The 14,043-nt window shown below is 31.9% G+C and carries 9 protein-coding genes; all 9 read left to right on the top strand.

Annotated elements, in window-relative coordinates; genetic code table 11:
* The first annotated feature begins 2 nt into the window (after window positions 1–2).
* The 9 genes from IC213_RS06580 to gap all read left to right on the top strand — a co-directional run bounded on the left by IC213_RS06580 (window position 3) and on the right by gap (window position 13,938).
* A complete protein-coding gene (locus IC213_RS06580) occupies window positions 3–1,586 on the top strand; it encodes an N-acyl-D-amino-acid deacylase family protein (protein WP_227481904.1) in 1,584 nt (527 codons plus the stop codon).
* Between the two features lie 27 nt (window positions 1,587–1,613).
* On the top strand, window positions 1,614–2,942 hold the full coding sequence (gene ssnA / locus IC213_RS06585; RefSeq protein ID WP_227433766.1) for a putative aminohydrolase SsnA: 1,329 nt from the start codon (window positions 1,614–1,616) through the stop codon (window positions 2,940–2,942).
* A gap of 143 nt (window positions 2,943–3,085) precedes the next feature.
* Window positions 3,086–4,438, top strand: coding sequence for a nucleobase:cation symporter-2 family protein (locus IC213_RS06590; protein ID WP_227824441.1), 1,353 nt, complete (start codon window positions 3,086–3,088; stop codon window positions 4,436–4,438).
* An 86-nt stretch (window positions 4,439–4,524) separates the two neighbouring features.
* Window positions 4,525–5,634: a 4Fe-4S binding protein gene (locus tag IC213_RS06595; RefSeq protein WP_227862869.1), complete on the top strand. Its 1,110-nt coding sequence runs from the start codon at window positions 4,525–4,527 to the stop codon at window positions 5,632–5,634.
* Between the two features lie 263 nt (window positions 5,635–5,897).
* On the top strand, window positions 5,898–7,289 hold the full coding sequence (hydA, locus tag IC213_RS06600; RefSeq protein ID WP_227862870.1) for a dihydropyrimidinase: 1,392 nt from the start codon (window positions 5,898–5,900) through the stop codon (window positions 7,287–7,289).
* Window positions 7,283–9,844: a selenium-dependent xanthine dehydrogenase gene (xdh, locus tag IC213_RS06605; RefSeq protein ID WP_227831559.1), complete on the top strand. Its 2,562-nt coding sequence runs from the start codon at window positions 7,283–7,285 to the stop codon at window positions 9,842–9,844. The genes hydA and xdh overlap by 7 nt, the downstream gene beginning before the upstream one ends.
* A 151-nt stretch (window positions 9,845–9,995) precedes the next feature.
* On the top strand, window positions 9,996–11,342 hold the full coding sequence (rpoN, locus tag IC213_RS06610; RefSeq protein WP_227433771.1) for an RNA polymerase factor sigma-54: 1,347 nt from the start codon (window positions 9,996–9,998) through the stop codon (window positions 11,340–11,342).
* Between the two features lie 506 nt (window positions 11,343–11,848).
* Window positions 11,849–12,871 carry a sugar-binding transcriptional regulator gene (locus tag IC213_RS06615; RefSeq protein WP_227433772.1) on the top strand — a complete coding sequence of 341 codons (1,023 nt, stop codon included), beginning with the start codon at window positions 11,849–11,851 and terminating at the stop codon, window positions 12,869–12,871.
* A gap of 59 nt (window positions 12,872–12,930) precedes the next feature.
* Window positions 12,931–13,938, top strand: coding sequence for a type I glyceraldehyde-3-phosphate dehydrogenase (gene gap, locus IC213_RS06620; protein WP_227433773.1), 1,008 nt, complete (start codon window positions 12,931–12,933; stop codon window positions 13,936–13,938).
* Window positions 13,939–14,043: the final 105 nt, after the last annotated feature.

Consider the following 14,043-nt stretch of genomic DNA (forward strand, 5'->3'; position numbering starts at 1 on the left):
TTGTGAGAACTTTAATAAAACATGGGCTTATAGTAGATGGAAATAAAACACCAGCATATGAAGGGGATATTTTAATAGAAAACGAAAAAATATTAAAAATATCACAGGATTTAAACGAAGAAGCTGACAAAGTTATAGATGCAAAAGGTAGAGTTATATGTCCAGGTTTCATAGATACTCATAGCCATTCAGACCTAGTGATTTTGGTTAATCCATATAATGAGGTAAAGATTAGACAGGGAATTACAACAGAAGTGTTGGGCCAAGATGGAATATCTATGGCCCCTCTACCTCAAGAGCATATATCTTCTTGGAGAAAAAATTTAGCAGGCCTAGATGGTGAAAGTGATGAAATTGATTGGAAATATGAAACAACAGAAAACTATTTAAAAATGATGGATGAAAATGGGGTAGGGTTAAATGAAACCTATTTAGTACCTCATGGAAATGTAAGAATGGAAGCAATGGGGCTTGAAGATAGACCTGCCACTAAAGAGGAAATTCAAAAGATGTGTGAAATCACAGAAAGAGAATTAAAGGCAGGAGCTATAGGATTATCAACTGGACTTATATATATACCTTGTGCGTATTCATTGACAGAAGAAATTATAGAGATGTGTAAAGTAGTAGCAAAATACGATGGAGTATTTGTGGTTCATCAAAGAAGTGAAGCAGATACAATTTTAACATCAATGGAAGAAATTATAGAAATTGGAAAGCAATCAGGAGTAAAAGTTCACTTCTCACACTTTAAGGTTTGTGGTAAATCAAATTGGAAGTATATACCTCAAGTTATAGAACTTTTAGAAAAAGCAGAAAAAGAAGGTATAAGAGTATCATTTGACCAATATCCTTATGCAGCTGGAAGTACAATGCTTGGAGTAGTTTTACCTCCATGGGCACATTCAGGAGGAACTGATAAATTAATAGAAAGATTAAGTGATGAAAACGAAAGAGCAAAAATGAAAAAAGATATAGCAAATGGAATCGAAGGTTGGGATAACTTTATAGAATTTGCTGGAATAGACCAAATTTTTGTAACAAGTGTAAAGACAGAAAAAAATCAAGATACAATTGGTAAGAGCCTACTAGAAATTGGAAAGATGAGAGGTAAAGACCCGTTAGATGCAACGTTTGATTTATTGAAAGAAGAAGAAAATGCAGTTGGAATGGTAGATTTCTATGGCTTGGAAGAACATATAATAGGTTTTATGAAAAGAGACGAACAAAATGTGTGTACAGATGGTCTTTTAGCAGGTAAGCCACATCCAAGAGCATATGGTTCTTTCCCTAAAATACTAGGAAGATATGTTAGAGAATTAAATGTACTAACAGTTGAAGAAGCTGTTTATAAAATGACTAAAAAAGCAGCAGTAAGCTTTAGTATAAAAGATAGAGGTGAACTAAAAGAAGGATATTTTGCAGACTTAGTTATATTTGACAAGGATACTGTTAGTGGATGTGATGATTTTATCAATTCTATGCAATATCCTACAGGTATAGATTATGTAATTATAAATGGAAATTGTGTTGTTGAAGAAGGAAAATACAATAAAATTAAAGCAGGAAAAGTACTTAAAAATTAAATCTTAGCTTTAAGGAGGAATAAATTTATGATTTTAGTGGGGAATGGGAGGCTAATAAGCCAAGATTCTTTAAATCCCTATATGGAAGATGGATGTGTTGTAATAAATGACAATCTGATTGAAGATATAGGTACTACTGAGGAAATGAAAGCGAAATATCCAGGACATGAATTTATAGATGCAGGCAAGAAGATAATCATGCCTGGTCTAATAAATTCACATATGCATATATACAGTTCATTTGCTAGAGGTATGGCAGTTCCAGGAAAACCATCTGAAAATTTTTTAGAAATATTAAACAATTTATGGTGGAGACTTGATAAACAACTTACACTAGAAGATACAAAATACAGTGCATATGCAACTTATATAGAATGTATAAAAAATGGTGTCACAACAGTTTATGACCATCATGCAAGTCCAAATGCAATTGAAGGTAGTTTATTTACAATATCAGATGTTGCAAAAGATTTGGGAATAAGAACATGCCTTTGTTATGAGGTATCTGATAGAGATGGTGGAGATACAATACAACAAGGTATCAATGAAAATGTAAATTTCATAAAATATGCTCAAAAAGATGATACAGACATGATAAAGGGAATGTTTGGTCTTCATGCTGCATTTACATTGTCTGATGATACATTAAATAAGTGTGCCTCAGAAATGGCTGGTCTTGATACAGGTTATCATGTACATGTTGCTGAAGGATTAGCAGACTTACAATATAATGTAGATAAATATGGAAAAAGAGTTTTAGAAAGATTTAATGATTTTGGTGTTCTAAAAGAAAAGACTATAGCAGTTCATTGTATATATATAAGTACAGATGAAATCAATCTTTTAAATAAAACAAATACATTTGTAGTTCATAATCCAGAATCTAATATGGGAAATGCAGTTGGATGTTCTCCTGCAATAGAATTACTAAAAAGAGGTGTTACAGTAGGTCTAGGAACTGACGGATACACTAGTGATATGTTTGAATCGTTAAAGGTTGCTAATATAATTCATAAACACCACTTAAGTGACCCAAGAGTTGGATTTGGAGAATCACAAACAATGTTATTTGATAACAATAAAAAAATAGCAAAGGCTTATTATAAAAATGACCTAGGCATACTTAAAAAAGGTGCTTATGCGGATGTCATAGTAGTTGATTATACACCACATACTCCATTGACAGAAAACACAATAGGGGGACACATCATATTTGGAATGAGTGGAAGAAGCGTGGATACAACTATTATAAATGGAAAAGTACTTATGAAAGACAGAAAATTGGTAAACATTGATGAAGAAAGTATTCTAGCTAAGAGCAGAGAACTAAGTCAGAACCTATGGAATAGAATCTAAATAATTGATAATGACATACAAGTAAGAGAAAAGAATATAAGTGTTAAAAATAAAACTTAGACAAAAGTAGAATTTAAATGAAGTATATAGATAAAAAATATATGGAATAGAATATTAAACTAAATATAGAAGGGAGACCCAACATGTCTCAAAATGAAAGCCCTAAAATAGCTCCAGTAGATGAAAGGTTACCTGTATCCAAATCCTGGGTATTTTCACTACAGCACGTTTTAGCAATGTGTGCAGGAGCGGTAGCAGTTCCTATGATGATAGGAAGTGCTGCACGACTAGATCATGCTAGTATTGTTTTTTTAATAAATGCTTGCTTGTTTATGGCAGGTATAGGAACACTCATACAAAGTGTTGGTATAGGAAATATTGTAGGCGCTAAAATACCAGTAATTGAAGGAACTAGTTTTGCCGCTGTGGCAGGTATGACAGCAATAGCCTCATCATATAGTGATTCTCAAGTTGCAATACAGACAGTATTTGGCTCTGTAATAGTAGCTGGGCTGTTTTGTATATTACTTGCTCCAGTATTTGAAAAACTAATAAGATTCTTCCCTAGTGTAGTTACTGGAACAGTTGTTATGGTAATAGGTATTTCACTATTCCCAGTTGGGATAAAGTGGATAACTGACAACAAATTGGAAGCGGTTGAACCAAACTCATTAGCATTAGCTTTAGCAGTATTGGCTATAACTTTACTTTCATTTAAGTTCTTAAAAGGAATTTGGAATAGTACAGCGATATTGGTAGGTATAGTACTTGGTACATTACTTTCTATGGCAGTTGGAATGGCTGATTTTAGTGCAGTAAGTGGAGTTGGTTGGCTTAACTTAAATGTACCTTTAAAATTTGGAATGCCTAGATTTGAACCATCTGCAATATTATCATTATGCTTAATTATGTTAGTACTTATGACAGAATCAGTTGGTAATATGATAGCTATTCACGAAATGGTAGACAAAGAGGTAACTGGTAAAAATATTAAAAGAGGTCTATTTGGAGATGGAATATCTACAGCTTTATCTGGAATATTCAATTCATTTCCAATAACTCCGTTTGGTCAAAATACAGGAATTGTTGGACTTACAGGTATAAAATCAAGATTTATTGCAGTTTATGCAGGGGTAATATTGCTAGTACTTGGTTTCTTACCAAAGTTTGCAGCAATAATAGGAGCAATACCTAAGCCTGTTCTTGGTGGAGTAGGATTTGCAATGTTTGGAATGGTAATGGTTGGAGGAGTAAAAACTCTAAGTAAAGTAAAATTTGATGGAACTAAAAATGGAGTGATAGTAGCAGTTAGTGTTGGGTTATCTATGATACCACTGACAAATCCTGATTTCTATCATAATTTTCCAACTTGGGTGCAAACGATATTCCACAGTGGAATAACAACAGGAAGTTTATCAGCAGTACTTTTGAATATCTTCTTCAATGAATTAGGTTCAAAAAAGGAAAAAGCTCCTAAGACTGAAGAAGCAAAATAGGAAGAAATAAATGAAAAGCAACATATATAAAAGAGTATCTAAGCTAAATATTAAAAAATATATTTAATTAAGGGAGAGATAATAATATGGCTAATTTAAAAGTTAATTTATATGGAATGGAATTCTTAAATCCAGTTATGACAGCGGCAGGTCCTGGAGCAAAAGATGGTGATCTCTGTCAAGAGGCAGCAAAAGGTGGAGCAGGAGCTATATGTACAAAAACTATATCTGTGTTACCAGCAGATGTACCAAGACCATGTATGGCAAAAACTAACAGTGGTTTCTTAAATACAGAATTATGGTCAGAGCTTCCAAAAGAACAATGGATAGAAGAAGAATACAAAAAAGTAAAAGCAGCAGGTCTTCCAGCAATAGTAAGTATGGGATATTCAGCAGAACAAATAGCTGAGGTTGCACCTTTAGTAAAACCTTACGCAGATGCAGTTGAATTATCAACTCATTATGTAGGCACAGATGTTGCTCCAATAGTAAATGCTTTAAAAGCTGCAAAAGCTGTTTTAGATGTACCAGTATTTATGAAAATGAGTCCTCATACTGATATTCAAACTATTGCAAAAGCTGTTGAAGAAGCAGGAGCAGATGGACTTGTAATGATAAACTCATTTGGACCATGTATGGCAATAGATGTAAACACAGGATACCCTATAATGGGAAGTAAAGCAGGATATGGATGGTTATCAGGAGCTCCTATAAGACCATTAGCAATAAGATGTATATATGAAGCTTCTCAAGTTGTAAATATACCAATTATAGGTGTTGGTGGAATAACTTGTGGAAAAGATGTAGCTGAAATGATGATGGCAGGAGCAAGTGCTGTTCAAGTATGTACAGAAGCAATCCTTAAAGGGCCTTCTATATATGGAAAAATTGCTAAAGAATTAAATGATTTCTTAGATGAAAATGGATATGCTGATGTTAATGAAATCAAAGGATTAACTCATAAGAAAATGGCAGCTAGAGGATTTAGAACTCATGCAGTGGCTCCAGTTGTAGATGATAATAAGTGTATCAAATGTAAACAATGTGTAACAAGCTGTGTATATGAAGCTTTAGAAGTGACAGATAAATTAAATATAGATGTGGATAAGTGCTTTGGTTGTGGATTATGTGTAACTAGATGTCCAAAAGGTGCTTTAAGTATTTGCTACAATCAAGTAGAAGCTGTTAATGAATAATAATTATATAGAATTTTAGTAATTAACTTAGAGTAATAAATATATTAAGATAATAAAATATATTAGATAAGCAAGTTTATACATTAACAATACAACGTGAAGTTAATAATTTTATGACGTTGATTTAACTAAACATTAGTTTAATTAAATAATGGTTTAATCTAAATATAAATTTACTGTGTATAAGTTCTCTAATCAAATTACTTTAAGTTAATTTCTTCAGATAAAATAAATTGATACGTTATAAGTAAGGTGGAGTCTATATGGGAATTGTTTTAAAAGGTGGGAAAGTAGTAACAAGTGAAAAAACTTACTGTGCAGATGTAAGAATAGAAAATGAGAAAATAGTTGATATAGGTGTTGATATATCAAAAGAAAATGATGAAGTAGTTGATGTTAGTGATTCTTATATTATACCAGGAGGTATAGATACACACACTCACTTTGATTTAGATACAGGAACTACTAAGACAGCAGATAATTTTGAAACAGGAACAAAAGCTACAATAGCTGGAGGTACTACTACTATCTTAGATTTTGCTACACAATCTAGAGGTTGTTCTTTAAAAGAAGGATTAGATGAATGGCATGAAAAAGCTAGAGATAAATCTTATTCAGACTATGGTTTTCACATGGCTATAACAGATTGGAATGCTTCAGTTTGTAATGAAATGGAAGACATGGTGAAAGAGGGAGTATCTTCATTTAAATTGTATATGGCATATAAAGGAAGCCTTCAAGTTGATGATGGTGTCATCTTTGAAGCTTTGAGAAAAGCAGAAGAGGTAGGAGGAATTATTGGATTCCATTGTGAAAATGGGGATATAATATGTGAACTTGTGGATAAAGCAAAAGCAGAAAATAATCTATCTCCAAAATATCATCAATTAACTAGACCAGCTATATTAGAAGCAGAAGCAACTTCAAGACTGATGAAGATAGCAGAAGTGGCAAATTCTAAGGTGTACGTTGTTCACCTAAGTTGTAAAGAATCTTTGGAAGAAGTTCTAAAAGCTAAACAAAGAGGAGTAGATGTGATAGTTGAAACTTGTCCTCAATACCTTCTATTAAGTGATGAATTATATGATTTAGAAGGATTTGAAAGTGCTAAATATGTAATGTCACCACCTTTAAGGGATAAAGAAAATAATGAAATTTTATGGAATGCTATTTTAAATAATCAAATAGATACTATAGGTACAGACCACTGTTCTTTTAATTATAGGGGGCAAAAGGAACTTGGAATAAACGATTTCAGTAAAATTCCTAATGGTTCGCCAGGGGTGGAACATAGGATGAGTCTTTTATACACATATGGAGTCTGTAAAAATAAAATATCTATCAACAAGATGGTAGAAGTAACATCGACTAATGCCGCCAAATTATTTGGAATGTATCCTGAAAAAGGAACTATAGAAATAGGTAGTGATGCAGATATATTAGTTTTAAATCCAAATAAAAAATATAAAATAGAAGCAAAAAAACAATTACAAAATGTAGATTATACGCCTTATGAAGGTTATGAAGTAAATTGTCAAATAGAACATGTTTATTTAAGAGGAAAAGAAGTTGTTAGAGAGGGAGAATTAATTTGTAATACTCCAAGTGGGAGATATATAAAAAGGCGTCTAACAGAGGGGGCTAGAGAATGGTAGAATTTATATTAAATGGAGAGAAAGTTGTTGCAAAAGAAGGCAAAAAACTTTTAGACTTCCTTAGAGAAGATATGAATATAACTTCAGTTAAAAATGGATGTTCAGAAGGTGCTTGCGGAACTTGTATGGTCATAATAGATGGTAAAGCAACTAAAGCATGTGTATTTAAAACTGATAAATTAGCTGGGAAAAATATAACAACTATAGAAGGATTATCAGAAAGAGAAAGAGATGTTTTTGCATATTCTTTTGCCAGTCAAGGAGCTGTTCAATGTGGATTTTGCATCCCAGGTATGGTAATTAGTTCAAAAGCGCTTATAGACGTTAATAATAATCCTACTGAAGATGACATAAAAAAAGCTTTAAAAGGTAATATATGTAGATGTACAGGTTATGTAAAAATAATTAAAGCTGTGAGTTTGGCAGCAAAGATATTTAGAGAAGATATAGATGTGCCAAAAGTAAACTGCAAAGGTCTAGTTGGTGAAAGTCTTCATAGAGTTGATGCAGTAGGCAAAACACTTGGATACTCTGAATATGTAGATGATATAAGATTAGAAGGTATGATTTATGGTTCAGCAGTTAGAGCCAAATATCCAAGAGCATTAGTTAAAAAGATAGATATAGAAGAAGCAAAAGCTTACCCAGGAGTTGTTGCAGTTCTTACAGCTAAAGATATTCCAGGAACTATAAAAGTAGGTCACTTAAAGAAAGATTGGGATACTTTAATTCCAGAAGGTGAAATAACTAGATACTTAGGAGATGGAATAGTTTTAGTAGCAGCAGAAACTAGAGAAGCATTAGAAGAAGCGAAAAAACTAGTTAAGATAGATTATGAAGAATTGACACCTTTAAGTACTACAGCAGAGGCTCTTAAAGAAGATGCTCCAAATATACATGAAACAGGTAATGTACTTGTTAAGGAACATTTAGTAAGAGGAAATGCTGAAGAAAAAATAAGGAACTCAAAATACGTTGTAACTAAAAAATACACTACACCTGCAACAGAACATGCATTTTTAGAACCTGAATGTGCAGTAGCAGGTCCTTATGAAGAAGATGGAGTAATAATTTACTCAACAGACCAAGGTGTGTTTGCTACTCAACATGAATGTGCAGATATGTTAGGATTACCACATGAAAAAGTAAGAGTGATAAATAAGATGGTAGGAGGCGGATTTGGTGGAAAAGAAGATATGAGTGTTCAACACCATGCAGCCTTACTTGCATACCACACAAAGAGATTTGTAAAAGTACAGCTTACTAGAAAAGAAAGTATAATTGTTCATCCAAAAAGACATGCTACAGAAATGGAATTTACAACAGCATGTGATGAAAATGGATATCTAACAGGTATGAAAGCAACTATAATATCTGATACAGGTGCTTATGCATCTCTTGGAGGACCAGTATTGCAAAGATTATGTACTCATGCAGCAGGACCATACAATTATCAGGATATTGATATAACTGGAACAGCAGTATATACTAATAATCCTCCTGGAGGAGCATTTAGAGGTTTTGGAGTTACACAAAGCTGTTTTGCTACAGAATGTAATCTAAATTTACTTGCTGAAATGGCTGGAATATCACCTTGGGAAATAAGATATAAAAATGCAATAAGACCTGGTCAAGTTTTACCAAATGGTCAATTTGCAGATGAAGGAACAGCAATGGCAGAAACATTAGAAGCTGTAAAAGAAGAGTATGAAAAACACCCACGTGCAGGTATAGCTTGTGCAATGAAAAATAGTGGTGTAGGAGTTGGGATACCTGATGTGGGAAGATGTAGACTGGTAATAAAAGATGGTAAAGTTCATATAAGAACAAGTGCCTCTTGTATAGGTCAAGGTCTTGGTACGGTTATGACTCAAGTAGTTTGTGAAACTGCAAATTTACTACCTGAAAACATAGTGCATGAAGTTCCAGATACTCACTTGACACCAGATTCTGGTAATACTACAGCTTCAAGACAGACAGTATTTACAGGGGAGGCTACTAAGGTTGCAGCAATTAAATTAAAAGAAGCTTTAGCAACTGGAAAAGCATTATCTGATTTAGAGGGAGAAGAATTTTACGGAGAATATGCAAGTGTTACAGACAAAATGGGTTCTGATAAAGAAAATCCAGTAAGCCATGTAGCTTATGGATATGCAACACAAGTTGTAATGCTAGATGAAAATGGAAAATTAGAAAAAGTAGTAGCAGCACATGATGTAGGAAGAGCTATAAACCCAATCAGTTTAGAGGGGCAAATAGAAGGTGGAGTTGTTATGGGTCTTGGATATGCCTTAACAGAGGATTACCCAGTAGTCAACTCTGTACCTACAGCTAAATTTGGTACATTAGGCTTATTTAAATCTACAGATATACCAGAAATACAAGCCGTAATAGTTGAAAAAAACAAAGATTTATTGGCATATGGTGCAAAAGGAGTAGGAGAGATTTGTACAGTTCCCACTGCACCAGCAGTGCAAAATGCCTATTATGTATTTGATAAAGAGTTTAGAACTGAACTACCACTTCAAAATACGCCATATAGTAAAAAAAAATAACAAAAAAATAAATATTAAATAAAAAAAATCAATTAAATTGTAAATAAAAAAAACCCTTTTGCATAAGGTATATTTTAAATGATAGAATATACATATACAGGAGGGTTTTTCTTTTATAAAATAAGTTTAATAAAATTGAGAGGTGAGCAAAATGAATTTTAATAATAGTCTAGAGTTAACTCAGTCTCAGAAGCTAATCATGACTACACAACTTAAGCAATCATTATCAATATTAAATATGAGTAAGTTGGAGTTAGAAGAAGAGATTAAAAGGGAAGCAGAGAATAACCCATTAGTCGAAGTTGAGAAAAGTGGGGAGATAAATTGGGAAGAATATATAAAAGATATGGAAAAATCAAGACGTTTAGATAGAACAGAAATAAGTTATAACCCTGACAATGAAGTTAATCTAGAAAATTTAGTTAAATATTCGTCAAATTTATATGAGGATTTGAAGTTTCAGATAAGCTTATATAAGCTAACAGATAAACAAATGGAAGTCTGTGAGTATATAATTGATAGCTTAGATGAGGACGGATATTTGAGAACTGAGGAAAAAGTAATTGTTGATACTTTAAAGATAGATGAAGAACTTTTTGAAAAATGCTTGATTAGTGTTCAGCAGTTGGAACCTAGTGGAGTAGGTGCAAGAAGTCTTTCAGAATGTCTGATGATTCAAATGGCAAGCTTAGGAATATATAATGAAATTTTAGAGGAAATCGTTACAAAAGACTTAAATTTAATTGCAAATAATAAATATAAAGAGATAAGCAAGAAGTACAATATGTCACTACAAAAATGCGTTGAACTAATAAATATAATTAAAACATTAGACCCTAAGCCAGGAAGAACCTGTTCAGTAGAAAAAAGTGTATATATACAACCAGATGTAACAGTTGAAAAAATTGATGATGAATTTATTGTGTATTTAAATGAAAAAGACTCCTATCAAATAAAAATAAACAGTTATTATAAAGACATACTAAAAAATTCACAGTCTGACGAAAGTGCAAAAGAATTTATAAAAGAAAGACTAAATTCGGCAACAGGGCTTATGAAAAATATAGAAAGTAGAAAGACTACAGTACTTAAAATTGCAGAAGAAATAGTAAAAGCTCAAGATGAGTTTTTGAGAAAAGGAACAAAATATATAAAGCCCTTAAAAATGAAAGACATAGCAGAAAAATTAGATTTTCATGAATCTACTATAAGTAGAGGTGTAAATGGGAAATATATGCTGACACCTTTTGGAGTATATGAATTTAGGTACTTTTTCAGTAGTGCTATTGAAACTGAAAATCATGAAATGGCATCTAGTACAAGCATAAAAAAAATTATAAAGGAAACAATAAAAGACGAAAATAAAAAGAAACCTTTAAGTGATGACCATATATCTAAGCTATTAAAAGAAAAAGGAATCAATGTTGCAAGAAGAACAGTTGCCAAGTATCGTGAAGAATTAGGAATTTTGTCTTCAAGTAAGAGAAAAGAATATTAGTGAAAAGAGAAAGAAGTATCAGTAAAATTAGGGGAAATGCTAATTAAAATACAAATGAGCATTATACAAATGAATTTAAGTATTGGAAAGAAAAGTATTAGAAATAAAATTAAATATTAGGAAAAATCAGGAATTAGAACGATAACTAGAGTCAAAAAAATACAGAGATAAATAAACAGTTATTGTTAATTTTAAGAGCATAAAAATAAAAACATAAAGTATAAAAACAAAGACATATAGAATCTAGCAGAGTAGAACATACAAGATTGAGTCAAAAATATTAGAATAAAAACCAAAAAATATATGGAAAAAATATTATATAAAAAATAAAAAATACTGTACTTTGAAAATGGTGGAGAAATTGCTATAAAACAAAAAAATAAAAAAGTTTTTGAAAAACTATTGAAATCTATACGCAAATCCTATAAAATAAAATTATCTTGTGGGACTTAAATAAACACTAGGGACAAAAAAAGTCCCTAAAGGAAAGCAATAAGGAGTATGTTATGAAGAACTTATTAGAAATTCAAAAGAAACTAATTCCACAGGCAATTGAACTTATGGAAAGAAGATACTCTATTTTAAGACAAATATCTTTAAGTGAACCAATAGGTAGAAGAACTTTATCAAATGTATTAGAAATTAGTGAAAGAATAATTAGGTCAGAAACAGAGTTTTTAAAAGAACAAGGACTTATAGATGTTGCTGTATCTGGAATGACTATCACTAAAGAAGGTTCTGATTTATTAGATAAACTTAAAGACATCATGAGTGACATCATGGGATTGTCTAAGTTACAAGATAGGGTCAGAGAAAAGCTTGGAATAAAAAAGGTAATACTAGTTCCTGGAAGCTGTGATGAAAATGGAAGCTTATTAAAAGATGTAACTAGATATGGATGCGAGTATTTCTTAGGTATTTTAAAAGATGGAGATATAGTTTCAATAACAGGGGGAAGCACTATGTTAGAGTTTTCAAATGTTATTAAAACTGATAAGAGATATCCAAACTCTACAATAGTGCCAGCTAGAGGAAGTATGGGAACTGATGTAGAGATGCAGTCTAATAGTATAGTTGCTTCAGTAAGTAAGAAATTACACTCTAATTGCAAACTTTTACATATACCAGATGAATTGGACGAGAGTGCAATGAAAACTCTTAGCCAAGTGCCAGAGATTAAGACAACTTTGGAGTATATTAAAAGAACAGACATTTTAGTTTTCAGCATAGGTAGAGCAGATGTCATGGCAAAGAGAAGAAAACTTCCAGAAGATAAAGTTAACGAGATATTATCTAAAAATGCAGTTGGAGAAGCATTTGGATATTATTTCAACAAAGATGGAGAAATAGTTTATAAATTAAATACTGTTGGAATTGATTTAGAGACAGTTAAAGAAGTAAAAGAAACTATTGCAATCTTTGCAGGAACAGAAAAAGTAGAAGCCTTATTAGCTATATCAAATATGCATAAAAACATGGTTCTTGTAACAGATGAAGAAAGTGCTTATAAGATATTGTCATTATTATAAAAGTCGAAAACTAGCACAGAGCTAGACAACATACATTTACTTTATAGGAGGTAGCGAAAATGGTTAAAGTAGCTATAAATGGATTTGGAAGAATAGGAAGATTAGCATTAAGAAAAATGATGGAGCAACAAGATAAGTTTGAAGTTGTTGCAATAAACGACTTAACAGATGCTAAAATGTTAGCTCATTTATTTAAATATGATACAGCTCAAGGAAGATTTAACGGTGAAATAGAAGTTAAAGAAGGTGCTTTTATAGTAAACGGAAAAGAAATAAAAGTAACAGCAGAAAGAAATCCTGCTGACCTACCATGGGCTGAATTAGGAGTAGATATAGTATTAGAATGTACAGGATTCTTTACTTCTAAAGATAAAGCAGAAGCTCATATACAAGCAGGAGCTAAAAAAGTTGTTATATCTGCACCAGCAACTGGAGATTTAAAAACAATAGTATTCAACACAAACAGTGACATATTAGATGGTTCTGAAACAGTTATATCAGGAGCTTCTTGTACAACTAACTGTTTAGCTCCAATGGCTAAAGTATTAAATGATAAATATGGTATAGAAAAAGGATTAATGACTACTATACATGCATATACTAATGACCAAAATACTTTAGATGGTCCTCATCCAAAAGGTGATTTAAGAAGAGCTAGAGCTGCTGCTGGAAACATAGTTCCAAACACTACAGGAGCTGCAAAAGCAATCGGTTTAGTAATACCTGCATTAAAAGGAAAATTAGATGGAGCAGCACAAAGAGTACCAGTTGTAACTGGTTCAATAACTGAATTAGTTTGTACATTAGGAAAAAATGTTACAGTTGAAGAAATAAATGCAGCTATGAAAGAAGCTTCAAACGAATCTTTCGGATACACTGAAGAAATGTTAGTATCTTCTGATATAATCGGAATAAGCTACGGTTCATTATTTGACGCTACTCAAACAAAAGTTATGGAAGTAGATGGAAAACAATTAGTTAAAGTTGTTTCTTGGTATGATAATGAAATGTCTTATACTTCTCAATTAATAAGAACTTTAGGATACTTTGCACAATTAGCAAAATAGTCAGCTTTTAGAAAATAGAAAAGTAGATTGACAAAGTCCGAGTTTGTAGTTTAACACTACGGACTCTGGACTTTTTTTAAGAAAAAATATATAAAATACACCTAA

Source organism: Clostridioides sp. ES-S-0049-02, from assembly GCF_020658465.1.
GTDB lineage: Bacteria > Bacillota > Clostridia > Peptostreptococcales > Peptostreptococcaceae > Clostridioides.